At 45.6% G+C, this 25,834-nt stretch carries 21 protein-coding genes; 5 read left to right on the forward strand and 16 right to left on the reverse strand.

What is annotated here, in order from left to right; genetic code table 11:
• Nucleotides 1–9: 9 nt before the first annotated feature.
• The 3 genes from galE to ACESZH_RS14125 form a co-directional block, all read right to left on the reverse strand.
• The gene (gene galE / locus ACESZH_RS14115) at nt 10–1,026 is read right to left on the reverse strand and encodes a UDP-glucose 4-epimerase GalE (RefSeq protein WP_373217228.1); all 1,017 of its coding nucleotides are present in this window, start codon (nt 1,024–1,026) and stop codon (nt 10–12) included.
• A gap of 61 nt (nt 1,027–1,087) precedes the next feature.
• A complete protein-coding gene (locus tag ACESZH_RS14120) occupies nt 1,088–2,170 on the reverse strand; it encodes a phosphotransferase enzyme family protein (protein ID WP_373217340.1) in 1,083 nt (360 codons plus the stop codon).
• Between the two features lie 18 nt (nt 2,171–2,188).
• Nucleotides 2,189–3,118, reverse strand: coding sequence for a sugar phosphate nucleotidyltransferase (locus ACESZH_RS14125; protein WP_373217230.1), 930 nt, complete (start codon nt 3,116–3,118; stop codon nt 2,189–2,191).
• Nucleotides 3,119–3,370: 252 nt separating this feature from the next.
• Here ACESZH_RS14125 and ACESZH_RS14130 point away from each other — a divergent pair, with 252 nt between their 5' ends.
• Nucleotides 3,371–4,267 carry a helix-turn-helix domain-containing protein gene (locus ACESZH_RS14130; protein WP_373217232.1) on the forward strand — a complete coding sequence of 299 codons (897 nt, stop codon included), beginning with the start codon at nt 3,371–3,373 and terminating at the stop codon, nt 4,265–4,267.
• Between the two features lie 51 nt (nt 4,268–4,318).
• Nucleotides 4,319–5,044, forward strand: coding sequence for a glucosamine-6-phosphate deaminase (gene nagB / locus ACESZH_RS14135; protein WP_373217234.1), 726 nt, complete (start codon nt 4,319–4,321; stop codon nt 5,042–5,044).
• A gap of 45 nt (nt 5,045–5,089) precedes the next feature.
• On the opposite strand, the gene ACESZH_RS14140 is transcribed toward nagB, so the two are convergent.
• The 7 genes from ACESZH_RS14140 to ACESZH_RS14170 all read right to left on the reverse strand — a co-directional run bounded on the left by ACESZH_RS14140 (nt 5,090) and on the right by ACESZH_RS14170 (nt 13,463).
• Complete coding sequence (locus ACESZH_RS14140; RefSeq protein WP_373217236.1) at nt 5,090–6,421, reverse strand: ATP-binding protein; 1,332 nt, start codon at nt 6,419–6,421, stop codon at nt 5,090–5,092.
• A gap of 1 nt (nt 6,422) precedes the next feature.
• The gene (locus ACESZH_RS14145; protein WP_373217238.1) at nt 6,423–7,100 is read right to left on the reverse strand and encodes a response regulator transcription factor; all 678 of its coding nucleotides are present in this window, start codon (nt 7,098–7,100) and stop codon (nt 6,423–6,425) included.
• 85 nt (nt 7,101–7,185) lie between these two features.
• Nucleotides 7,186–8,955, reverse strand: a complete 1,770-nt coding sequence (locus ACESZH_RS14150; protein ID WP_373217240.1) for a Na/Pi cotransporter family protein — start codon at nt 8,953–8,955, stop codon at nt 7,186–7,188.
• A 114-nt stretch (nt 8,956–9,069) separates the two neighbouring features.
• Complete coding sequence (greA, locus tag ACESZH_RS14155; protein ID WP_373217242.1) at nt 9,070–9,570, reverse strand: transcription elongation factor GreA; 501 nt, start codon at nt 9,568–9,570, stop codon at nt 9,070–9,072.
• 106 nt (nt 9,571–9,676) lie between these two features.
• The gene (locus ACESZH_RS14160) at nt 9,677–10,183 is read right to left on the reverse strand and encodes a CarD family transcriptional regulator (RefSeq protein WP_373217243.1); all 507 of its coding nucleotides are present in this window, start codon (nt 10,181–10,183) and stop codon (nt 9,677–9,679) included.
• A gap of 223 nt (nt 10,184–10,406) precedes the next feature.
• Entirely contained in the window at nt 10,407–13,169 is a 2,763-nt protein-coding gene (locus tag ACESZH_RS14165) for an NYN domain-containing protein (protein WP_373217245.1), read from the reverse strand.
• A 117-nt stretch (nt 13,170–13,286) separates the two neighbouring features.
• Nucleotides 13,287–13,463 (reverse strand): winged helix-turn-helix transcriptional regulator, encoded by a 177-nt coding sequence (locus tag ACESZH_RS14170; protein WP_373217341.1) that lies wholly within the window; start codon nt 13,461–13,463, stop codon nt 13,287–13,289.
• Between the two features lie 340 nt (nt 13,464–13,803).
• On the opposite strand from ACESZH_RS14170, the gene ACESZH_RS14175 reads away from it, so the two are divergent.
• The 3 genes from ACESZH_RS14175 to ACESZH_RS14185 all read left to right on the forward strand — a co-directional run bounded on the left by ACESZH_RS14175 (nt 13,804) and on the right by ACESZH_RS14185 (nt 18,180).
• Nucleotides 13,804–15,315: a diguanylate cyclase gene (locus tag ACESZH_RS14175; RefSeq protein WP_373217247.1), complete on the forward strand. Its 1,512-nt coding sequence runs from the start codon at nt 13,804–13,806 to the stop codon at nt 15,313–15,315.
• A 271-nt stretch (nt 15,316–15,586) separates the two neighbouring features.
• Nucleotides 15,587–16,807 carry an iron-containing alcohol dehydrogenase gene (locus ACESZH_RS14180; protein ID WP_373217249.1) on the forward strand — a complete coding sequence of 407 codons (1,221 nt, stop codon included), beginning with the start codon at nt 15,587–15,589 and terminating at the stop codon, nt 16,805–16,807.
• Nucleotides 16,804–18,180 carry an aldehyde dehydrogenase gene (locus ACESZH_RS14185; RefSeq protein WP_373217251.1) on the forward strand — a complete coding sequence of 459 codons (1,377 nt, stop codon included), beginning with the start codon at nt 16,804–16,806 and terminating at the stop codon, nt 18,178–18,180. The genes ACESZH_RS14180 and ACESZH_RS14185 overlap by 4 nt, the downstream gene beginning before the upstream one ends.
• Nucleotides 18,181–18,272: 92 nt before the next feature.
• On the opposite strand, the gene ACESZH_RS14190 is transcribed toward ACESZH_RS14185, so the two are convergent.
• The 6 genes from ACESZH_RS14190 to ACESZH_RS14215 all read right to left on the reverse strand — a co-directional run bounded on the left by ACESZH_RS14190 (nt 18,273) and on the right by ACESZH_RS14215 (nt 25,702).
• Entirely contained in the window at nt 18,273–19,145 is an 873-nt protein-coding gene (locus tag ACESZH_RS14190) for a carbohydrate ABC transporter permease (protein WP_373217253.1), read from the reverse strand.
• Nucleotides 19,138–20,034: a carbohydrate ABC transporter permease gene (locus tag ACESZH_RS14195; protein WP_373217255.1), complete on the reverse strand. Its 897-nt coding sequence runs from the start codon at nt 20,032–20,034 to the stop codon at nt 19,138–19,140. The genes ACESZH_RS14190 and ACESZH_RS14195 overlap by 8 nt, the downstream gene beginning before the upstream one ends.
• A gap of 139 nt (nt 20,035–20,173) precedes the next feature.
• A complete protein-coding gene (locus ACESZH_RS14200) occupies nt 20,174–21,394 on the reverse strand; it encodes an ABC transporter substrate-binding protein (protein ID WP_373217257.1) in 1,221 nt (406 codons plus the stop codon).
• A gap of 167 nt (nt 21,395–21,561) precedes the next feature.
• Nucleotides 21,562–22,530, reverse strand: a complete 969-nt coding sequence (locus tag ACESZH_RS14205; protein WP_373217259.1) for a DUF4231 domain-containing protein — start codon at nt 22,528–22,530, stop codon at nt 21,562–21,564.
• An 11-nt stretch (nt 22,531–22,541) separates the two neighbouring features.
• Nucleotides 22,542–25,376 (reverse strand): metallophosphoesterase, encoded by a 2,835-nt coding sequence (locus ACESZH_RS14210; protein ID WP_373217261.1) that lies wholly within the window; start codon nt 25,374–25,376, stop codon nt 22,542–22,544.
• A gap of 74 nt (nt 25,377–25,450) precedes the next feature.
• Complete coding sequence (locus tag ACESZH_RS14215; RefSeq protein WP_373217263.1) at nt 25,451–25,702, reverse strand: helix-turn-helix domain-containing protein; 252 nt, start codon at nt 25,700–25,702, stop codon at nt 25,451–25,453.
• Nucleotides 25,703–25,834 lie beyond the last annotated feature (132 nt).

Genomic DNA, 25,834 nt, shown 5'->3' on the forward strand with positions numbered 1-25,834 from the left:
AATTATAAATCAATCCTCATACCCATTCGGATTATTGGACTGCCATCTCCAGGAATCTGCGCACATTTCCTTGATTCCGTTCTCAGCCTTCCAGCCAAGCTCTTTCTCAGCCTTTGCAGCATCAGAATAGCAGGTTGCAATATCACCTGGACGGCGCGGCTTGATCACATATGGAATCTTAACGCCTGTAGCGGCCTCGAAATTCTTAACAATATCCAGTACACTGTAGCCTTTGCCTGTTCCCAGGTTGTAAATGCTCAAACCAGACTTATCCTCAATTTTCTTAAGTGCCTTTACATGTCCTTTTGCCAGGTCTACTACATGGATATAATCTCTCACACCGGTTCCGTCCGGAGTGTCATAGTCATTGCCGAATACGCCCAGCTCTTTCAGCTTGCCTACAGCGACCTGGGTGATGTACGGCATCAGATTGTTCGGGATACCATTTGGATTTTCTCCAATTGTTCCGCTCTTATGGGCACCGATGGGGTTAAAGTAACGCAGCAGCACTACATTCCATTCCGGATCAGCCTTCTGGATGTCGGAAAGGATCTGCTCCAGCATAGATTTGGTCCAGCCATACGGATTGGTGCACTGTCCCTTCGGGCATTCCTCCGTAATGGGGATCTGTGCCGGATCACCATATACAGTCGCAGAGGAGGAGAAGATAATATTCTTCACACCGTGCTGTCTCATAACGTCCACAAGTGTCAGGGTTCCTGCGATATTGTTCTCATAGTATTCCCATGGCTTTGCAACGGACTCTCCCACTGCCTTTAAGCCGGCAAAATGGATACAGGAATCAATTTCTTCTTTATCAAAGATCTCATTCAGGGCTTCTCTGTCCAGAATGTCAGCCTTATAAAATTTAACCGGCTTGCCTGTGATCGCAGATACTCTGTCCAGAGATTTTTCACTGGCGTTGCTTAAGTTGTCCAGAACTACAACATCATATCCCGCATTCTGAAGCTCTACTACGGTATGGCTTCCAATGTAGCCAGCTCCGCCTGTAACTAAAATAGCCATAATTTCTTCCTCCTATACATCATATACATACTCAATCGATATTACCACTCACATCATATCACTATTTGTATTTTTCTACAATAGCCTTCATCTGGGGAAGTTTTTCTTCCATTTCCTTTACCAGTTTAAACTGTGTACGTGTCCGGTCCAAATTATGATCTTCTCTGTGGATCTTAAAATAGTGATCGCCCTCCAGATAATCCGTAAGGAAACGAATTCCGCACTCAAAGGTCATGAGGATCGCGCCCATGGGCAGCATCTCCAGCTCTATGTCTGTAAGCGCGCCTCCGCAGCCCTCAATAAATCCCTTTACATATGTCTCGTAAAGATGCAGGTCTAAGGAAACCTTGGAAAGGTCCTGCTCATCCTCCTGGGCAGTGCTTGCGCCAAAACGGATAGAATCTCCGAAATCATTTACGGAAAGGCCCGGCATAACCGTATCCAGATCGATCACACAAATAGCCTTACCTGTATGATCATCAATCATAATATTATTTAATTTTGTATCATTGTGGGTAACACGCAGAGGAATCTTCCCTTCAGCCTGGAGATCACACAGAGTATGGGCAAGTCCTTCTCTGTCCAGCACAAACTGAATCTCCTCCTGCACCTTGTCCCTGCGTCCGCACACATCAGCTTTGACAGCCTCCTGGAATTTTTGGAAGCGGTCAACGGTATTGTGAAAATCGACGATAGTCTCATGCAATGTTTCCGCAGGATAGTCTGCCAGCAGTCTCTGGAAATGTCCAAATGCTACTGCGCTCTGATAAAAATCGTTATCGCTTTCCACCAGATCAAAGCAGGTTGCATTTTCGATAAAGAGATAGACTCTCCAGTATTCTCCGCTGCGGTCTTTATAATAGGGATTGCCGTCCTTATCATTCACCAGATTCAGCGTCTCCCGCTCCACATCCCCGCCATATTCCAAAATTTTCTTTTTCAGCCATTTCGTAACATTGCTGACATTCTCCATCAGCTCCTCAGGCTTTGTAAAGACATTTTTATTCATTCTCTGGAGAATATAATGTTTCACTCCAGCATCCGTGCGGAAAGTCAGGCGGAACGTGTCATTGATATGACCGCTCCCAAAGGGAATGCACTCCTCAAAAATCCCATGAAAATCAAATTTGCTGATAACCTCCATAACTTCCTTGTTATCCAATTATTTTTCCTCCCATAGCTTCTGCGGATACAGTCCTTCGTCCTTCATTTTCTGAATTGCGGCCACCACTACAGGTTTATCTTCCTTATAGGTCACACCGTACCATTTGTCCATGGATTTGAGAACCTTTACCGTGGCTTTCTCTTCCTTCAGCAGTTCATCTACCACAAAAGGCAGGAAATACTCGCATTTCAATGGATTTTTTGCCAGGTTTTCATCCAGGAATGGGGAAAATCTGTCCTTCAGCTCACCAAGAATGCTGGCGCCGAATCCCCACATATTCATGGAAACTGTGCTGTCCACCGGAAGCTCTACCCATGTTTCTCCGTCATCCTCCGTATAAGCAGCTCCGCCGTTTTTCTTTTCAATATGGGTACGCTCATTGATATCCTTCAGATAGCCTTCCTCATCTGTCACACAGACACCTCTTGCCACATGTCCATTGTCGGTCAGGGTATTTTCCAATTTATAGCCGACCATCATGTACTGGTAAACACCGTCCTCATCATCAGTGTTTGACAGAAAATCATATGCCATTTTAAAAGCATTTCTTCCATAATAATCATCCGCATTAATAACAGCGAAAGGCCCATCGATCTCACCGATGCAGCTCATGATCGCGTGTCCTGTTCCCCAGGGCTTCACACGTCCCTCCGGAACCTCATATCCTTCCGGCAGATTGTGCAAATCCTGGAATACGTAGACCACTTCCACCTTGTCTCCCATTCTGTCTCCGATGGCAGCACGGAAATCTCCTTCGTTTTCTTTTTTAATAATGAACACGATTTTTTCAAATCCTGCCTTCACAGCATCATAGATGGAAAAATCAATGATGATTTCACCTTCCTTGTCAACTGGATCGATCTGCTTCAATCCACCGTAACGGCTTCCCATACCTGCCGCCATTACCACCAAAACCGGTTTGCTCATAATACATCATCCCTTTCTCGTTTTTGCACAATATGACAAAAGAGATACCCTGACAGGATACCTATTTGTTACTTTTTTACAATATGTATTCATACAATTAATTTTAGCATTTTCATATAAATAATATTTACACAATCCTTCATTTCTTTTGCACAAATAGAAATATCATGTGTAAACTTATGGAATTTTTCTTCAAATTAGGATATACTTAAGCCAGGCATTAAGAATGCAAAAGGAAAGGAGATTTTCTCTATGTCCTACGTTAGTATCCATCTGGATACGGATGTCTGCATTGAGACGATTTACACGGTCCATTATTTTGAATACCGCAACGATTTTCATTTTCCTGGAGAAAGACACGATTTCTGGGAATTTCAGTGTGTGGACAAGGGAATGGCAGAAGTCTGCACGGACAACGGCTCCCATATTCTAAACCGCGGACAGGCTATTTTCCATAAGCCAAATGAATTTCACGACCTGAAAGCTGTGGGAAAGACTGCTCCCAATATTGTGGTGGTGTCATTCGCGTGTAATTCTCCTTGTATGAAGTTTTTTGAAAACCGTATTGTAAATATATCCGATACAGAGCGTAATCTGATGGGGATGATGATCGCAGAGGCAAGACGGTGCATTGCTTCTCCCCTGGATGACCCTTATCTGGAAAAACTTGAAAAACGCCAGGACTGTCTTTTCGGTTCTCAGCAGCTCATCCGGCTTTATCTGGAGCAGATTCTTATTTATATGATCCGCAGAAATATGATGCCTCAGCTTTCCATGCCAAACAGCAAATTTGTGGACCTAAAAACAAATTCTGCTTCCTACAATAAAATCCTTTTTTATCTGGAAGAACATATTCGGGAAACGCTTACCATCGAGGATATCTGCCATGATAATCTCATCGGACGTTCCCAGCTCCAGAAGCTTTTTCGGGAACAGAGCAGGTGCGGAGTCATTGAGCTTTTTTCCCAGATGAAGATTGAATTTTCCAAACAGCTCATCCGGGAAAACCAGATGAACTTTACACAGATTTCCGAATTTCTGGGATATTCTTCGATCCATTATTTTTCCCGGCAGTTTAAAAAGATTGCCGGTATGACGCCGTCAGAATATGCTTCCTCCATTAAAGCACTTTCAGAGCGCCAACCTTAAACCACTTTCAAACCGTAGAACCAAAAATTCACATATAAAGGAGAGGAAATTATGAAACTTATCAAAACAAAAGACTATGCCGAATTAAGCCGCAAAGCAGCGAACATTATTGCTGCACAGATCACTCTGAAACCGGACTGTCTTCTTGGACTGGCTACCGGTTCCTCACCGGTGGGAACTTATGAGAATCTGGTTTCCATGTATGAGAAGGGAGATCTTGATTTCTCCCAAGTGAAATCCGTAAATCTGGATGAGTATGTTGGCCTGGATGGAAGCAATGACCAGAGCTACCGCTATTTCATGAACCATCATCTCTTTGAAAAGGTAAACATTGACATGGCAAATACTCATGTGCCGGACGGAACCAACCTTGACAATGCAAAGTGCTGCGACGCCTACAACGCACTTCTGAAAGAAATGGGAACCGTGGACCTGCAGCTTCTTGGAATCGGACCTAACGGCCACATCGGATTCAATGAGCCGGATGATCATTTTGAGCAGCTTACCCATTGTGTAGATCTGACAAATGAGACCATCCAGGCAAATAAGAGATTTTTCGCAAGCGAGGCAGACGTGCCCAGACAGGCTTACTCCATGGGTATCGGCAACATCATGAGCGCAAAAATGATCCTTCTGGTAGCAAACGGCAAAAACAAGGCAAAAGCGTTGGCTGCAGCCATTAACGGTCCTGTAACCCCGCAGTGCCCTGCTTCTATCCTGCAGTTCCATCCAAACGTGGTCATCATTGCAGACGAGGAAGCTTTATCCGAACTTTGATCCAAATTGCAAAAGGCGGCTCCTGATGGAGCCGCCGCTTTATTTTCAAAACCATATTTCCATTCTTGTTCCCTTTCCGGGTTCACTGTCCACGAATATTCTCGCCTTGTGGAGCTGTACGCCATGCTTCACAATAGACAAGCCCAGTCCTGTACCTCCTGTCTGGCGCGAATGACTTTTATCCACACGGTAAAACCTCTCAAAAATCCGATTCTGCTCAGCCTTCGGGATACCGATCCCCGTATCCTCCACACGGTAAAAAGACTTTCCGCCTCTTTTCCCTACAGATACTTTCACCATTCCCCCGGCTTCCGTATACCGGACCGCATTATCGGCAATGTTATAGATCATTTCGTAAAGGATCTGACGCACTCCCTGTACAACGACACTTTCTCCTGACAGCGTCAAGAACACCTTCTTCTTTTCCGCATGGCTTTTCAGGTTGTTCACCACATCCTCTGCAAGCTCATAGATATCCACCGCTTCAAACGGCATATCAACGCTGTTTTCATCCATACGTGAAAGCTGGATGATATCTGCTACAAGATTTGTAAGGCGGTTTGCCTCGTGATAGATCCGTCCGGAAAAATCGGAAATATCCTCCTGCTTCACCATCCCATTCATCATCAGCTCTGCATATCCGGAAATTGACATAAGGGGTGTCTTTAATTCATGGGAAACATTGGCGGTAAATTCCCGTCGGGCAGACTCTGCTGCCTTCAGCTCTTTCACCTGCTGCGCAATCTGCCTGTTCTGCTGATCCACTCTTTTCAGCAAAGGCCGCAGCTCCTCATAACAGATATTGTCAAGGGGATGCTCCAGGTCCAGGTCATTGATAGGCTGGATCAGCTTTTCTGTCTGGCGCTGCCCCAGCACAAATTCCAACAAAAGAATGACGATCATCAAAAGTCCTAAAAGAGTAAAGCTTGACATCAGAGTAAGAAACACACTGTCCGTTGTCTTTGCCACACGGAGAACATCTCCGTTTTCCAGCTTCACCGCATAGTAAAAGGTCTGCTTGGAAAGTGTTTCGGAAAATCTCACCTTTTCCCCGTATCCCTCTCTCACTGCCTGAATGAATTCCGGGCGGTCACTGTGGTTGGAAAGCGTGTCAGCATCTGCGCTGCTGTCAAAAAGTACATTTCCCTCTCCATCCGTCAGAGTGATACGGCTGGCCGTGGCGTCTCCCACCTTTTCCGTCAGGTAGCCTTCCCCAAATTCCTCCACTCCGATCCGAACGTATTCCGTTTCATCCCGGACACCCTGTTTCATGTATGTGTTAAATTTGTTATACATTACCAGACTTGCCGCAACAAAGGTTAAAAGCACTGTCAGCACAACCATAAAGCTTGTATGGTTCAGAATCTTATGCCTCATATCATCCCCTCTGCTTTCCGATCCGGTAGCCTACTCCCCGGACGGTTTCAATTAAATTGCCGCCCTCTCCAAGCTTCTGGCGCAGGCTTCTCACATGTACGTCAACGGTTCTTGTCTCCCCGTCAAAATCATAGCCCCAGACCTGACATAAGATCTGATGTCTTGTCATTACCAGTCCCTTGTTTTCCAGCAGATATAAAAGAAGCTCAAACTCCTTCCGTGTCAGCTCAACAGGCGTATCCTCCCAGAATACTTCATGTCTGCCCACGGATACGGTCAGTTTATCCCAATGTATCTCCCGGTCTTCCTTCTGGCAGCTGCTGCGGCGCAGAACGGCTTTTACTCTTGCCACAAATTCCATCATTCCAAAGGGCTTGGTAATATAGTCATCCGCACCGCTCTCAAGTCCTTTTACTTTGTCATATTCCGCATCCTTCGCTGTGACCATAATAACAGGAATGTTTCTGGTGTCGGCGGAATGTTTGATCTTTTCCAGTATGGCATATCCGTCTTCTCCTGGCAGCATAATATCCAGAAGGATCATATCCGGCAATTCTTTTTTCAGCGCCTCCCACAGTTCTTTTCCATCAGCAAGTCCCCTTGCCTCAAAGCCTGTGGTTGCAAGCGTATATACAAGAAGCTCCCTGATATTTCTATCATCCTCAACACAATAAATCATGGCTATCGTCTCATCTCCCACACTGCCGTATTTTTCTCAGTATACTGTGTTTTTTTCTTTTTCACAAGCCCTGAAGTATGCCATTCTACGGCAGAACGTATCTTGTACGCACCGCTTCCAGGTCATGATAAAATCTCTCATCCGGTGTATTTTTCAGATCATCCAGATGGCTGTGGGTATCATACAGGTCCTCACGAACCTGGGTTACACAGACGCCAATATTGGAGCAATGGTCAGCGATCCTCTCCAGGCTTGTCGTAATATCAGAAAGAATAAAGCCCATCTCAATTGTACAGGTACCTGCACGGAGACGCTTTACATGGCGCCGTTTCAATTCCTTACTCAATTCATCAATGACCTCCTCCAGAGGTTCAATGGTTTCCGCAAGCGCAACATCCTGCTTGGAAAAAACCAGATAAGCAGTTTCCACAATATCCTCCACCGCCTGTTCCAGCACATGAAGCTCTTCCACTGCTTTTTCGGAAAAAACAGCCTTTTTCTGGTTCATCTCTCTGGCAGACTTCATAATACTCAGGGCATGATCGGATATCCGCTCAAAATCACCGATACAGTGCAGCATGATCGAAAGGCTGTGGCTGTCTGTTTCAGACAGATCTTTGCGATTCAGCTTGATGAGATATGTTCCAAGCTCATCCTCGTAGCGGTCCACCTTTGCCTCAATCGCTTCCACACGCACAGCCACCTCATCGCTGTAATCATCCAGCAGCCGGAATGCCATATCCAGGGCATTGTGAGACTCCTCCGCCATTTTTCTGGCTGCGTTTCTGCTCTGTTCCATGGCAAATCCCGGTTTTTCCAGGAAACGTGGATCCAGGATCATAAATTCCTGATCTTCCTCCGATACCGCCGAATCCTCTGCGGAGTCCCGGATGGTCAGACAGGCAAGCTTTACAAGCCCCTTGGAAAAAGGAAGCAGAACCAGTGTTGCCGTAATGTTAAAAATACTGTGGATTACAGCGATTCCCGCGGGATTTGCCGCCACATTCATAAACGGCAGATTGATGGCTGCATTAATCAGGTAAAAGGCTGCCATAAAAACCACGGTTCCGATAATATTAAAGTACAGATGGACCATAGCGGCACGCTTTGCATTTTTGCTGGCTCCTACCGCGGAGATAAGCGCAGTGACGCAGGTTCCGATGTTTTGTCCCATGATGATAGGCAGTGCCGCACTGTACCGCACAGCCCCTGTCATACATAAGGCCTGCAGAATTCCCACAGAGGCGGAGGACGACTGGATCACAGCCGTAAGGATCAGTCCGGCCAGGACTCCCAGAACCGGATTTGTAAATTTAAGCAGGATATTTGTAAACTCCGGAACATCAGCCAACGGCTTTACCGCAGCACTCATGGTATCCATTCCGTACATCAGAACCGCAAATCCTATGAGAATGGAGCCGATATCCTTCTTTTTCGAATCTTTCAGAAACAGGATAAAAACTACACCCACCAGAGCCAGTACCGGCGAAAACGACGTTGGCTTTAACAACTGGATAAAAAAATTACTGCTTTCGATTCCTGAAAGGCTCAGGATCCAGGAGGTAATTGTGGTACCGATATTCGCGCCCATGATAACCCCAACTGCCTGGGAAAGCTTCATAATACCGGAATTTACAAAACCCACAACCATAACCGTGGTCGCTGAGGACGACTGGATCACCGCAGTGACACCAGCGCCCAGCAGCACGGCCTTTACCGGATTTGAGGTAAGATTTTCCAGGATTTTTTCCAGCTTTCCGCCGGAAACTTTTGCCAGGCCATCGCCCATGACCTGCATTCCATATAAAAACATAGCTAAGCCGCCCACCAGGGTAAGTATGCTAAAAAAGTCCATAGATTTTCTCCTTTGCATTATTATGAGCTTATTTTAGTTTAGCTATGTAAAAATTTGCGGCTGGGAATGTAAAATTTGTGTAAAAAAAGAATCCCGCAAGCGCGGGATTCTTTTCTAAAATCCTCTGATATCCTCATCTTCAGAACCAGTCTTATCAATAGAACGGATGACAAGAAAATAGCTGTAATTGTCATTTACCTTTACTTCCACACGGTCACCCACCTTATGACCCTTCAGCGCCTTGCCTATGGGGGATTCGATGCTGATCCGGTTTTCCATGGAGTTTCCGCGGATGGAGGTCACAAGCTTGTATTTTTCCACCTCATCCTCTTCCTCAAAATACACCTCCACAATGTCGTCCATTCCCACCTCATCGGTTTTGGAATTCTCGGACACAATGGTTGCAGTTTTCAGCATGTTTTCCAGGTAGCGGATACGGCTCTCGTTCTGGTTTTTGTGGCGTTTGGCAGCATAGTATTCGAAATTTTCGCTTAAATCGCCCTGCGCCCTTGCCTCCTTCACCGCCTCGATCGCTTCCTTGCGTACCACCAGCTTGCGGTGCTCAATTTCCTGCTCTATCTTTTCCACATCTTTTCTGGTAAGCTTCTCTCTCATGTCAGAACATCTCCTTAATCATACTGTACAATACCATAGCAGAAGCCTTCCCTTTTGTCAAATCCCAGTATGCCGGCATGATCCGCATGATTTCTGATTGGTACTTTTACTTCCGTCCCCGAATCCTGGAGGAAATATAGCCTTCCATTTTTCCTTTTGGTATACCCAACAGCATCGAAAGCTCGGAATACACGCTTTCCTCAGCCATTTTCAAATATCGCTCATCTGTAGCTGTAACCTTTTTGCCCTTAGAAATCCTGTCCTTCTTGCGCAGATAAATGGTCTTGATGATCCGGATCATTTCTTTACATTCACAGCTTTTCAGGCACTCCTTGTACTTTTCCTCCCGCATTTTATCGTTCTCAATATCCAACGTTTCAATTTCCGGGATGGACTCCAACAGCTCCTCCACTTCTTCCATGGACATGGTTTTACGAATCTGTACCTTACAATTCTCTACAGGAATAAAAATCTTTCCCTCTGTTTCACCGTCCGGGCGAAGCACATAATATAACCTATCCTTTGGAACTCCATCCATATCCATCGTAGTAGTTCCCAACACCCTGCATATTCCCGTATGACCGTATACAACATAATCGCCGGTTTCAAACATCCCGTCCACATCCTTTCTCAAAAAAGCAACTATAAAACTCCTTGCCGGATATCACGTGCCGGACAAGGAGTCGTCAACCTGTAATTCTTATAACTATTTTAACACTTTTCGCACAACTTTTCAAAATAAATGTTTGGTTTTACAAAAATTTTGTGAAAACTATGCAATGACGTATAGGATCAATATTGTGCAATCTGACGGATGTCTGACAGGCAGAAAATTTTCAGTCTTCCGTTTTCTTTTTTCCAAGCCGGATATCCTCCATATAATCCGCCATTTCCTCTGAAATATGGTCGAACAGATAATTCCTGCTGCTTTGCCGGCGTTCATGCCAAACCTGGCGAATCTGGACTTTTGCTCCTTCGATTTCCTCTCTAAGGCCCAGAGCAGAAATACGATTCGCACCCTGCCCCATGATGATGATCTGCTCCAGCCCGTCAGAGGTGGCCACCGTCACCTGGTGTTGCCGCCCGATTTTATGTACGGTTTTCTCAATATACTGATCTGCTGTCTCCGCTTCTCTGGTGTATACAACGTAAATATTGTGATATTTAAATACCTCTTCCCGGTGCCCCTCCACCTTATAGGCATCAAACACAAGAATCAGCGTACAGCCTTTATATCCCTGATAGTTGCTTAAAACATCCATCAGCTTTGTCTGTGCAGCTCTCACATCTGCCTCCGCTAACTCCCGCAGATCCTCCCATGCAAAGATGATATTATATCCATCTACCAGAAGATATTCTTCCCCTGTCTTTTTTTTCGGCACGTACCGGGAGGTTTCCGGCGCTGCGGAAATCACCTTTTTATAAGAAGAAGTTCTCTCCTTTTTCACAGGTCCGAAGGTTCTCTCAAAGATCGCCTGAAGCTCCTTATCATCCTCATAGCTTCCTCCGTAAACGGAGCTCTGGCGGCTGCTGTCTCTATAAGCAGCCATGCTCTCCTCCGCTTCCCCGTCTTCCGGATCATCGGAGATGTCCATGCCGCTTTCCATGTGCATGTATTCCTCCACCTGATACCATGGCACCACAAATCCTGCCCCATGCTGGCAGAAAACGGAGCCAGTCGGGTTTTCCATATCCCGCTCTGAATCATATCCTATAGCTGCCACAGCCTCCTCCTGGTTTTTGCACGGCTCATAGCCTTTCAGAGAACAGAACATCCTTCCTCGGCCTCTTGTATAAGAAATCACCTGATTCTGGTAGTCCCTCATAGCTGCCACAGCCGCACTACCTTTCAGGATCGTCATTTCTCCATCCATTTCCGGCGGCAAAAAGGTTCCCTGCATTTTTTGGATATCTGCCATGGCGCGTCCCACTGTGTCTGACGGAACCTCAAGGCGAAATTCATAATACGGCTCCAACAGGATGCTTTTCGCCTTTTTTAATCCCTGGCGCACAGCCCGGTAAGTCGCCTGCCGGAAATCACCGCCCTCCGTATGCTTCAAATGTGCCCTGCCTGTCAGCAGTGTGATCTGCAGATCCGTGACAGCCGACCCGGTGAGCACGCCTCGGTGCTCTTTTTCCTCCAGGTGAGTGAGGATCAGCCGCTGCCAGTTCCGGTCCAGAACATCCTCGCTGCAGGCAGTGAAAAACTGCATCCCGCTTCCCCGCTCCCCCGGTTCCAGCAGAAGATGCACCTCCGCATAGTGGCGCAGCGGTTCAAAATGGCCCACGCCTTCTACAGGCGCCTCTATGGTTTCCTTATACACAATATTTCCTGTACCGAACTCAACAGCCACATGAAAGCGCTCCCAGATCAGGCGCTTCAGAATCTCAATCTGCACCTCGCCCATCAGCATGGCATGGATTTCCCCAAGCTGTTCATCCCATACGATATGAAGCTGCGGTTCTTCCTCCTCCAGCTCCTTTAATTTTTTCAGCATCTGGTGCACGTCACAGTCAGGAGGAAGCTGAATCTGGTAGTTCAGAACCGGCTCCAAAACAGGAAGCTCCGATTCTGTTTCGATCCCGAGCCCTTCTCCCGGATAGGTTTTGGTAAGACCTGTCACCGCGCAGACTGTTCCCGCCACTGCTTCCTTAACAAGCTCAAATTTCGCCCCGGAATAGACCCGAAGCTGGTCTGCCTTTTCCTCCCAGAACTCATCCGGATGTCCCATTTGGATCTCACCATTTTTACCAGGCTTCTTATTGGTAAGCATGTCCTTTACTCTCAGGGTGCCTCCGGTGATCTTCATGTAGGTCAGGCGGTTTCCCTGGTCATCTCTGGCTATTTTGTAAACCTTTGCGCCGAACTGTCCGGGGTACTTTTTCGAACAGGTGTAAGCTGAGACGCCTTTCATAAATTCTTCCAATCCGGTCATCTTAAGGGCAGAGCCAAAATAGCAGGGAAAAACCTTTCGCTCCGCAATCAGTTTTGTGATTTCCTCGTCCGACAGCTCTCCTGTCTCCAGATATTTTTCCAGAAGCTCCTCATCACACATTGCCAGGTTTTCCATAAATTCCCCGGCTTCCTGGTTCTCATCGAAGTCCACACAGTTTTCATGCAGCCTTTTTTTCAGATCAGCCAGAAGCGCATCATGGTCTGTTCCATCCTGGTCCATTTTATTTACAAACAAAAATACCGGGATCTCATATCTGGCAAGCAGACGCCACAGTGTCATGGTATGGCCCTGCACGCCGTCCGCCCCGTTTATCACCAGAATAGCGTAATCCAATACCTGAAGTGTCCGCTCCATCTCCGCGGAAAAGTCCACATGTCCCGGCGTATCCAGAAGTGTCACTTCCGTATCTCCCAGGTTTATGATAGCCTGCTTGGAAAAAATCGTAATTCCCCGTTCTCTTTCCAGCGGCGATGTATCTAAATAAGCATCCTTATGGTCCACACGCCCCAGCTTTCGGATCTTTCCGCTGAGATATAAAAGTCCCTCTGAGAGAGTGGTCTTTCCTGCATCTACATGGGCGAGGATGCCGATGCAAATATGCTTTTTGTATATATTTGGTTTATTTTCTGATGTCTCTCCCATCGAAAATGCCCCTTTCTTTTGTTTATGATAATACTTTTATTATCATAACACAGAAAGGGGCGTTAGTCGATAAGCGAAAACTTCTTCCCATATACTCCTTACACGGTTATCAAAGAATTACAGATGCTTATTCACTTTCCAGTTTCCGCTTCTATGAGAACCTATATTCTCAATAACTCCCTCATTTACTAATTTTTTCATTGTTCTCTGGACTTTACTTCTGGAGAGATTTAGTTTTTCTTTTATCTCCGACTGTGTTATCTTAGGATTTTTCAGCTTCACTTTTAGTCTCATTATTATAATCTTTGACAACTGACTCGTTCCCAATCCTTACAAAAGCCTCCGTACTTCCATCTCCACGGTAAGTGGCGGACGATAAAAATTTTCAGATATGTAGTTGTTGAAAGCAAAAATCCATGATAAACTAAGCATAGCAGTTTTTGGTATAGTTGATTGCTTTTGATAGGGGTATCTCAACAATACAATATATATTCAAAAACTGTTACTTTTTTATGAAAAAAGTGGTTATTTCACGTACTTAGGGCTAGCCGCCGCGCTAGCGGTTTGGTACAATATAAACATACACTGTACGCAAGTATACAGGAACAAAACTTTTCAAACTGAGGTTTTGACAATGAATAAAAAAACATCGACATATCAGGAAGGTATGAAAACCCATTTAAAATCCCTGTGTATCTTCCTGGCCTTTACTTTATTCAGTTTTCTGATCTTCTTTTATTTTGTACAAGAGGATGTTGAGCGGAACACCGAAGCAATTATCATAAATAATGTTGAACGGCAAAGTGTGCATTTTGAAAATATTATTACACTCCATTTTGAGTATCTTGAAGGCATTGCCAGATATTTTTCAGAAGACCAAAATATCCTTTCTGAAGATAATTTGCAGTTGCTGAAATCCTTTACGGATAAAAGCAGTCTGGAAATCCTCGCTATCATCAGCCCTGATGGGACAAGTACATACAGTAATGGACAACAACGTTCCGTGGCAAACAGGAAATATTTTCAGGAAGCGATGGCCGGCCACCGTGCCATAAGCGATCCCGTTATCAGCAAGGTAGACGGAGCTTCCCGCATTATTCTGGCCGTTCCGGTCTTTCGAAACAACGAGGTGGTAGGTGTACTCGGCGGTTCCTGCGATGTTTCCTCGCTCAGCCATTTACTTTTCAGTGACATTTATGACGGCTCCGGATACACCTGGATCGTAAGTTCCAGCGGTGAGATTATCTCCCGGGATACTTCCGACAGTAATTCCCCCATTATAACTTATGATAACTTTCTCGATTTTTACGAAAACACGAAGCTCATCGGATCAGCTTCCTCAAACCAATTCCGCGATAATTTTGCGGCACACCACAAAGGAGTTATGAAGCTGACCCAGGACAAGGTAACCTGCTATCTGGCTTATCAGCCCCTGAATCTGAGTAACTGGTTTCTCTGCTATGTCGTACCGGTTTCCGCTGCACAGGAATCCTACCAGTTTATTTCAGATTACGAATTTATCCTTTTTGCTTCCATTTTCATCGCGATGCTGCTTCTTTTGCTGACGATTTTTCGCTCAAACAGCAAAAAACAGCAGGAGCTTCTTGTATTCGGACAAACAGATGCTCTTACCAATGTCCTGAACAAACAGAGTACAGAGGATCAGATCAATGAATGGCTCTCCAATGAACAGTGTGTTGGATTTCAGACATTTATCATGCTGGATATTGACAAATTTAAGGAGATCAACGATATACACGGACATATGATCGGTGACGTTATTCTCAGGGAGCTTGGCCTGCTGCTTCGCCGGGAATTCCGGGAAACAGATATTGTAGGACGGATCGGCGGAGATGAATTCTGCATTCTGGCGAAAAACAATACCTCCGAGTATTTTGCCGCTAACCGGGCTGAAAGACTGTGCCAGCATGTCCGCCAGCACAACTTCCCGGACATTCCCTGCCATAATATTACGATCAGCGTCGGTATAGCGATCTCACCGCAGCATGGTCACAGCTACAACGAATTATATGTATCTGCAGACAAGGCATTGTATCAGACAAAACGCAGAGGCCGAAACGGATATACCATATTCGATCCGGAACAGGCGGACATCGAAAATCCAGAGATGTCCCAAATGCCCTGACATATTTGCATATATAAAAACAGTCACATCGCTGTCGGAAGAAATTTCCGCTACATTGTATGTGACTGTTTTATTCCTGTAAACACAGCAGTTCTTTTTGGCAGTGAGATCCTTCTGCGTAATGGTCTTCCTGTATCTGACTGAAATTTAGTTTTAAAATCAAATATTTTTCTTTACTTTGCATTTTCCAGTGATTATAATAATTGTGGTCCGTATCTGGAAAAATGTAGAACAGATACAGGAATTATTATGGAAAGGATGGCTCACTGCCATGAATCAATTCAAAAAAATATATTGCCGTGTCTTTCAGACAGCATTTAAAGCAGCTCTTCCGCTGCTGCCCTACCGAAACCCTGAAATCATCGGAAGCCTGAAGTCTGTTCCCGATGTGCTAAAGAAAAAGAAATGTGAAAACGTCCTGATCATTACAGATGCAGGAATCCGAAGCCTTGGTCTGACTGCCCGCCTGGAAAAGGCCCTGCAGGACAATGAAATTCCCTACACCATTTACGATAAAACCGTAGCAAATCCCACCACTGCCAACGTAGCAGAGGCCGAGGAGCTTTATTACAGCGAAGGCTGCCAGGCCATCATCGGCTTCGGCGGCGGTTCCAGTATGGACTGCGCCAAGGCTGTAGGCGCCAGAATCGCCAAGCCCCACCAGTCCCTTGCCAAAATGAAGGGCATCCTTAAGGTGCACAAAAAACTTCCCCTGCTTATCGCCGTTCCCACCACTGCCGGAACGGGAAGCGAAACCACTCTGGCGGCTGTTATCACAGACGCGGAGACACGGCATAAATACGCGATCAACGATTTTCCCCTGATCCCCAGATACGCTGTCCTGGACCCAAAGGTTACCTTAAGCCTTCCTCCCTTTATCACAGCTACAACAGGTATGGACGCACTGACCCATGCGGTAGAGGCTTATATCGGAAACTCCACCACCCCGGGAACCCGCAAAAATGCCCTGGATGCTGTCAGACTGATTTTTGAAAATCTTGATACGGCTTACACAGATGGAACGAACAAGGAAGCCAGAAAAAATATGCTGCGTGCCTCTTATTTTGCAGGCTGTGCTTTTACCAAATCCTATGTAGGCTATGTTCACGCAGTCGCCCATTCCCTTGGCGGTGAATACAATGTACCCCACGGTCTTGCCAATGCCATCCTGCTGCCCTTTGTACTGGAGGCATACGGAGAAACCATTTACAAAAAGCTGGCAAGACTTGCCGTGGAAGCCGGCGTTGCCGAAAAAGACACTCCTGTAGAGGAGGCCGCCCAGTCCTTTATCCAGGCGATCAAGGATATGAAAGCACGCTTTGGCATCGGTGATACAGTCCCGGAAATTCGCGAGGAGGATATCCCCAAGCTTGCCCACTATGCTGACAAGGAAGCAAACCCTCTGTATCCCGTACCTGTTCTCATGGATGCAGAAGAACTGGAACAGTTTTATTATATGCTCATGGAAAAAACGGAGGAAGACTCTTTATGAATAAGGAAGCAATCAATCAGCTTGTAGAAAAACAGCGCAGATTCTTTTATACAGGAACCACTCTTGACGTTGATTTCCGCATCAAGGCTCTGAAACGGCTGGAGGGCTGTATACAGTCCCATGAGGCACAGATTCAGGAAGCCCTCCGGGCAGATCTGGGTAAAAGCGCGTTTGAAAGCTATATGTGTGAGACAGGTCTTGTATTAAGTGAGATCACCTATATGCTGAAGCACGTTCAGGCTTTTTCCAAAGAAAAGACCGTACGCACGCCTCTGGTGCAGTTCCACTCCAGAAGCTATGTGAAGCCCTCGCCCTACGGGGTCGTACTGGTGATGAGTCCATGGAATTATCCCTTCCTGCTCTCCTTTGACCCTGTGGTAGATGCCATTGCAGCGGGAAATACAGTGGTGCTAAAACCCAGCGCATACTCCCCCAATACCAGCCGGATCATCTCTGAGATCATACGGGAATGCTTCCCGGAGGAATTTGCAGCCGTCGTTACAGGCGGGCGCGAGGAGAATACCTGCCTTTTGGAAGAACATTTTGACTATATCTTTTTTACCGGAAGCCAGGCTGTGGGCCGCGAGGTGATGGGACATGCAGCAAAGCATCTGACTCCGGTCACTCTGGAACTTGGCGGAAAAAGTCCCTGTATTGTGGACAAAAACGCAGACCTGAAGCTGGCTGCCAGGAGAATCGTATTTGGGAAATACTTAAACTGCGGTCAGACCTGTGTTGCTCCCGATTATGTTTACTGTGACAGTGAGATCAAGGATGCCCTGATCGAGCAGATTAAAAAGCAGATCAAAAAGCAGTACGGAAAAGCTCCCTTAACCAATCCCAATTACGGCAAAATCATTAACCAGAAGCATTTCAGCCGTATCTGCGGATTGATCGATCCGGACAAGGTTGTCTGGGGCGGCGGAAGCAATGCCGATTCTTTACAGATAGAGCCTACCGTTATGGATCATGTAACCTTTGATGATCCGATCATGCAGGAGGAGATTTTTGGCCCGGTCATGCCCGTCCTCACCTATCAGTCTCTGGATGAGGTGATCGCAAAGTTAAACTCCATGGCCCATCCTCTTGCCCTTTATATTTTTACCAATGACAAATCTGCCGCAAAGAAGGTAACCAGCGAATGCGGCTTTGGCGGCGGATGTATAAACGATACCATCATTCATCTTGCCACCAGTGAAATGGGCTTCGGCGGCTTCGGAGAAAGCGGCATGGGCTCTTATCACGGCAGGGAAGGCTTCCGTACCTTTTCCCACTACAAAAGTATTGTGGATAAAAAGACATGGCTGGACCTGCCTATGCGGTACCAGCCGTACAGGAAAACCTACGATAAGATGGTCCATCGCTTTTTGTAGGATTAAATGACGCAAAAAAGTGTGCGCCTTGGCGCACACTTTTTTATGTTATCATTCAGGCTCCACAGCCTGCTCCCAATCAATTGTGCCTGTTAACCCTTCACACCGCCGGATGCCAGGCCGCTCACAAGATGCTTCTCAATACACATAAACAGGATGACTACAGGAATCGTCGCAAACAGCGATGCTACAAACAAATACTGCCACTCGATCATGTTATAGCCATTAAAGATCGTAATACCCACTGTAAGCGGCTTGTTCAAATCCGTGGATATCAGGGTAAGGGCTATGGTGTATTCGTTCCAGGCATTGATAAAAATGAAGATCAGGGTCGTTACGATTCCCGGAGCTGTCATAGGCAGCAGCACCTTGATCATAGCCTGCACTTTGTTGCATCCGTCAATACGGGCAGCCAGTTCCATATCCGGAGAGATAGAGACAAATGTGCCCCGCAGAAGCCAGATGGCAAATGCCTGATTAAATGCAGCATTGATAAAGATCAAACCCAGCAGACTGTCGGTCATATGCAGCGTAGACATGACACGATAGATACCGATCAGAAGGACCACCGGTGAGAACATCTGGGAGACAATAACTAAGCCCAGAAAGAATTTCTGTCCTTTAAATTTCATACGCGCCAGCGCGTAAGCTGCCGGAATCCCGCAAAAAATCGCGATCAGCGTAGAACCTCCCGCAACTATGACAGAGTTTACAAAATACCGCAGCAGCGGCGCCTTTGACCAGATATCCGTAAAATTGCTCCACAGCCATGTAACAGGAAAGACCGTACCCTTTGCCGCATAAATCTCTGCACGGCTCTTCAGCGCAGTGCTGACCATAACCAGATATGGATAGAGGATGACCAGCGCCATGAGGATAACAAAAACATACAGGCAGACCCTTAATATCTTCTGTTTCGGTGTCTTTGCCTTATTAATGATCATTTCTTCCTTCTGTCTACTCATCGCGGCCCTCCTTTCTCAGTGATGCTACCATATAAACGGAGGCACACACGCAGAGAATCAGGAAGCCTATCACAGATACAGCCGCAGCCTCACCTGATTTTCCATTGTAAAATGCCAGCTTATACAGATACGTAACAAGAGTATCCGTGCGGTTTGCCGGATCACCCTTTGTAATTGTCCAGATAATCGGGAAGGAGTTAAAAACATAAATAATATTCAGCACTGTGCTGACCGTCAGAGATGACTTTACCAGCGGAATCGTAATCTTAAACAGCCGCTGCCAATATGTAGCTCCATCCACCGTTGCAGCCTCATAATAAGCATTGTCAATACTCTGCAATCCCGAAAGCACACAGAACATAACAAACGGAACAGTAACAAAAATACCAACCCAGCATTCCCATGCGAAATATGCACCAGGGGTTGGTGTCAGGTTTAGCGCTTTATCAATGATACCCAATCTCATGAGCAGCGTATTCAGGGCACCATAATCCGTATCAATAATAAATTTCCACACACCAGCCTGAATGATCAGGGATGTCGCCCACGGGAACACCACGATCGCACGGGCAACCTTACGTCCCCGGAACTGATTATTCAGCACAAGTGCAAGAATAAAACCGATCAGGGTAGAAAGTCCCACTACCACAACCGTCCACACCAACGTGTTCTTCAGAACCATCGCAAAAGCAGATCCACCCAGAACCTTCTGGAAATTAGCCAGTCCTACAAATTCTTTGATAATGCCTGCCCTGGTAACCTTGCTGAGTGAGATTCTGAATACCTCAAAAATTGGAATCAATATAAAAACTGCCATAAGCAGCATACTGGGCAGAAGCCAGATGTATGGCTCGATGGAATTTAAAATTCTCTTCTTTTTCTTCTTCATTGCTTCACCACCCCGAGGAATAAAATAATATGTCAAACAGTATGAATTAGGAGCAGAGCTACTAGAACCCTGCTCCCGCAATTTTTTTTACATTTACCCAGCGAAATCAGCGGGCATAGGCAAATCTGTTTTTACCGGATCAGCCTGCAATTTCTGCCTGCAGATCATCCAAAAGTGTCTGAACATCTTCTCCAAGGAGTGCCTGCTGCTCAGCATCGATAACGCCCTGTTTTACATCTGCCCATTCAGCCTTAGCTGTCGGATAGAATTTACTGGAGCCTACGATGTCAACCCATGCAGCCATGCTCTCGTCAGCTGCTGCTACAGCCTCGCCGCCTGCCTTAGTTGCCGGCAGGAAGCCTTCCATCAGTACCCAATCAGAATAACGTGCATCATCATAGAAGTAATCAAAGAATGTGGTAACTGCTGCCAATTCCTCGTCAGAATAGCCGTTATCGAAGCACATGAAGCGGTCCATAACGCCAGCGGATACAGAAACGCCATTATTGGACGGGATGGATGCTACAGCGTAGTTCACTTCATAACCACCGTCTGCAACGTAGGTCGGAAGACTGTTCGGAGCAATAACCATAGCGATCTGTCCTGCGCCAAACATATCCTGAAGGTCATAACGGGTATCATTTGCCGGATCACTATTGGTATAGCCGGAGTTTACAAGACCGATCGCATACTCGATCGCTTCCACGTTCTCAGGAGAATTCAGCGCCCAGTCGCCGTTCTCATCTACAAAACCGCCGCCATTGTTCCATGTGTAATATGCAAAAGCAGCCTGTCCTTCGTCTGTGGTCATATCAATGCCCCACGGATAAATGCTGTCATCATAAGCCTTGATCGCCTCGCATGCAGCAGTCAGTTCATCCCATGTAGTCGGAACCTCTACGCCTGCAGCCTCAAGAATGTCAACATTGTAATACAGTGCACGAGCGGAAGCCAGATCCGGTATTGCCCATACGGTACCATCGATCTCGGACTGCTCCAGGAAAGACTCATACATCTTTGCATAGGTTTCTTCGGAAACGTAATCCTGTGCCGGAAGCAGCAGGTCATCTGCCTGATAATCTGCAAATACATCGATATTCAGAATGTCAGGAGCCTGACCATTGGCAATACGTGTATTCACTACCGTATAAATATCGTTCCAGGAAACAACCTCCACGTTCAAGTTGATGCCCGGGTTGTCAGCATTGAATTCCTCAACAAAATTTGCCCACCAGTCTGCAGTGTTCTGGCCATACTGTGCAGCAATAACATCCAAATTTACCGCTTCTTCTGCGGATACACTCGTAACCATACCGCATGCCATCAGCGCAGCAAGACCTAATACCGCCATTTTCTTCATATTAGAAACCCTCCTTAAGATAGTTTAAGGTAAACCAAGTAACCTTTTATGTTCTCCCTGTGGCTTACCCGATATGTAAATTGTACAATACAATTGTATATTTGTCAATTATTTATGTTAAAAACCCACAAAGCACGCACCAACTACGTTGGTCATATTTATCTTTTTTATTCCTTCTGCTGCTCCCGCAGTCTTTTCCATTCCCCGTATTCCGTCTGAAAAATATTTTCCAGGTTCTCAATCAGAAGACTGGTACGTATCTTCTGTTTTTCATCGTCCGAGGCCCCCTTCCGGATGGGATCCTTATCATTGCTGTATGTACCTGTTTTGGTAATATACTGAAACAGAACGCTTTTCACGTGTTCGCAGCTTACGCGGTTGCGTATCCAGGATTCTCTCAGCTTAATAGTTCCCATCATACCTGCAACAATGGTAACGGCCGCAGACAGCACCGAGGTCACCAGCTTTTGGTCGCCCTCCAGATTGTTCAGAACTACCACCACTGCCGGAAATGCAATGGTTACCGCCGAAGCCACATAGTAACTGCGCTTGTAAAATCTCGCCCTTCCTGCATAGGTATACAGTTCGTGACAAATCCGCTCGCAGACCACCGTGTCCTCATTCATTTCTTTATAAAAACGATCCAAAAGCTTTGGGATATAGCATTCATCCTTTGAAAGGGCACGGTCATTCCACTCCATGTCATAGGCATAACCCCGGCATGCTCTGGTCAGGACCCAAAATTCTATGCAGAACACCGTACACAGGGAATACAGAAGATAACGCTTCCATTTTCCAAAGTGCACTTCCCATACGAATGGCTCCAGAGCCGCAACAGCGAGACAAAAAAGCCCTGCAGCAGCAAGACCCGCAAAAAATTTTATCCAGGAATCCGTTCCCTCTGCTGCCGACCTCTTTACATTTCCAAAAACAACGGCTGCAAACAGCCCCAAAAACAGTGTCAGATTCACATAAATCAGCGCGATCCATAAAAACTCCGGTATTCCCTCCAGCGAAATATTCAGGGCATGCGCTGCCAGCAAAATGATAACCGCCGCTATGCTGACGCCTGTGCAGGCATAAAAGAAGCCTCCAGTCTGATCCGACACCGCTTCTCTCAGCTTATCTTCCGTCATTGCATTTCCTCCTACACATAGTGCAATCGCCTTCTATATTCCCTTACCAGTTTTTCCTTTGCACCAGCAAGAAAATCCACCACTTCAGCCGGATATCCCTCAATATCAGTCTCACAGCTTTCAATGATTTTAAGCTCACCTTCAGAAAGCCCTTTCCAACCCCTGCTCTCCAAGAAACCGTACATGATCTGTAAATCAAACATACGGAACGCACACTCCTTCTTTCCGATACCCTGCAGCCTTCGCAGACGAGCGGCACGTGAGCGATTCCAGGGTGCAGTTCCGTCATCAACATAATGAAGCGGATCCTCATCTGGCATATCTCCATAGAACACGAGCGTCCAGGAACGGTTTGTAAGATCCTCCACACTTCCTGCGTTCATACCTCTTGCAAATTGCAGAGCAATATCAAAAATCCCTAAATTTGCCGCGCCATATGCAATGCCCTGACGCATGATCGCCTGATTTTCATTACTATAAATACTTTTAATAAACGTTTCTACAGGCTCTGCATTCATCCCTTTCATCCTTGTCATATAATAGACAATCTGATTCTCCACATAAAAATGCTCATCCTCAGTCATTGCTTCGGGTTCCTTTTTGGATTTCCAGTATGCTCCTATCATATTCTGGACCATCGCATTCTTTTGTACATAGGATTCCACAGCAAAACCAGCTTTTACAAAAGCATCCACATCTGAACGGTTGTTTCTTTTCGCAATCAGTACCAGCTCATCCGGACATTTTTTCATTGCCTCAATCACCGCTCGTGCTAAAAGAAATTCCATAAAGCTTCTGTGATAAAATGAACGGACTAATTTTCTGTTATTCTCCACAAGCTGGGTATTCAATAAGCCAAGAATGGCAGTATCTGATACCTCCGTTACCACTTCCTGGCGGTCATAAAGCCTCCTGGCAATTCCCCATAGCTCTTTGTAAATAGTCTCCGCTTCGTCCTTAGCCCCAGTGTTTCTACTATGTTCCCTGGACATCCATTGCCTGAAAAATTCCGAATAAAGAGAATAAATATTATTCAGTTTTATGCCATCACTGTCCGGATTTTCAATCAGATAAAGCAGCAAGGACAGATGAAAGGGGTTCTGGGCAAAACAGCGAATATACTCCTCCGTTTTATATAATTCGGAATAAACAGAAACAAGTTCACTCTTCCCGATTTTCTCAAAATATTCTTCGACATAATGACTTGCAAGAGTCTCTGACCATTTCTGAAGCTCAATTCTATGAAAGCTGGTGGCTTCTGCGAACTCCTCAAAATACTGGGACCGACATCCGACAAAGACCTTGCACGGAAGCTTTTCCACCTGCTTCACAAAAAGCCGAAACCCTCCTACATCTGAGGCGAAGGCCTCATCAATTCCATCAATTACCAGCCATAAATCCCTGGGACATTTCCTTTTTCCTTCAAGAATCTTTTGAATATACTTCGATTTATCATTCTTATTGTCATCCAAAAGCTCCAGCGCATTTAAGAAAAAAGTCTGCTCATCTGCCTTGATTTTATCCAGAAACAATTTCTTCAGCACAACAGACTTGCCTGCTCCAGCATCTCCCAGTACCCAAATTTTCTGGTTTTTTTCCTTCTCACAAATTCCCCAAAAGTCTTTCAGCGGCATAGTACAATTCTGGTTCAGATGCTTAATCTGAGGCTCCATATACAATTTATCATAGATTAAGGAAAACGATGCACTCTCACGTTTTAGCCACGGATAAAGAAGAGATTCTCTCACCTGCTGTGCGGTATCCTGTGCTGCCTTTTTCAAATTAAATCTTTTCCCGGATGGCTTTTCTTCTTTTCTTTCATCGCCGCACATTTGGACAAATGCTGCATCTTTTTTTAAGTAAAAGCGCGGCCATCGAATAACGCCTGTCTGAATGCTTTTTTCTACATCTTTTTTGGTTCCCAATGTATAGGAAGGTTCCAGTCCGGGCAGCAGTGGATTCCATCGGTATAACTGAACTTCCACAGGTCCCTGCGGTTCTGTATAATGCCATTGATAAAAAATAACATCCACATTTGACCAATGATCCCCTGAGTCTATTGCTGACTTTCCGCAGACAATAACCGGAACATTTCCCTCCTCCAGCTCCAGCGATTCCTTAGACTCCCGGTGCTCATCGCCGCAAAGATAAGCCTTTGTATTTAAATCGCTTAAAAATCTTTTTAAGATCGGACGCTGGCATTCATGGATTCTGTAATAGCTGTGATGGGCAATGGTAATCAGCGGCAAATCCGGACGCTGCCTCTTAACCTTTGAAAGCTCTATCAGGTTTACGATTTCCTTTCGCTTATTATCGCCATTACAGGTAAAAGCTGTATTCAAATGCAAAATTTCGATCTTATCATTCCAGATTTGGGTATGATTATGAATTTCCTTTCCACCATAAATATCCTCTGCCCCATAGAATTCCCGGACGAATTCCTGAAATACCTCAAATGAAGCTTCCAGCTTTGCTTCTTTTCCATTGTAGCAGTCAAAATTACCATCACGCTGGGCTTTCTCATCAATTTCCGCCACCAATTTCTTCTTTCCACGAAAGTCTACAGCGTCATGGTTTCCGGGTACCATAAAAACATCTCTCTTACTGCTCAGACCGAGATTTTTCATTACCTCTTCAAGCTCTTCGATTGTTTTCTCATAGCGTCCTATCCCTGATTTCGGCTTCTTTTCGTACTGATGCAGGTCTCCCGTGATTAGAAGAAAATCCGTTTTACCTCCACAAATTTTCTTTAACTCACTATGAAAAATCGCCGTTGCACTGCTTTCAAAAATATGTAAATCTGATATCTGCAGCCATGAGATCACCTTATCTTTACTCTTGTCCATGGGGAATTCCTTCTCTCGTATACAGGCGCTGCACCGCGCCTATTGAAACAAAACCGCTTCTTTATAATCCAGAATTATTCCTCTGCATCCTCATCCTGGACGTAGACAAACTCCTTCGTATCAAAAAAGTCTTTTACCGAAATACCTAATCCTTCACAAATCTTAATGATGGTTATGATGCCGGGATTTTTTGTAGATCCGTCTACAATATGAAGCAGAGTTGTCAGCGGAACAGCCGACCTATACGACAATACATAATAAGAGATCCCGTGTTTCTTGCACAATTCATTTATTCGATTGGCCACTATCTTTTGTTGATCTTCCATATACCATTACCTCCACTTATGGTACTACTAGTTTACTAAATTATGGTTCTCATTTATTGCCGTAATTGGCAGTAGTAACATATTCGGTAATAGTTTTTTAGTATATATACGCATTTTCTTATACAATTTGGG

The organism is Ruminococcus sp. 5_1_39BFAA (genome assembly GCF_964240875.1).
GTDB lineage: Bacteria > Bacillota > Clostridia > Lachnospirales > Lachnospiraceae > Blautia_A.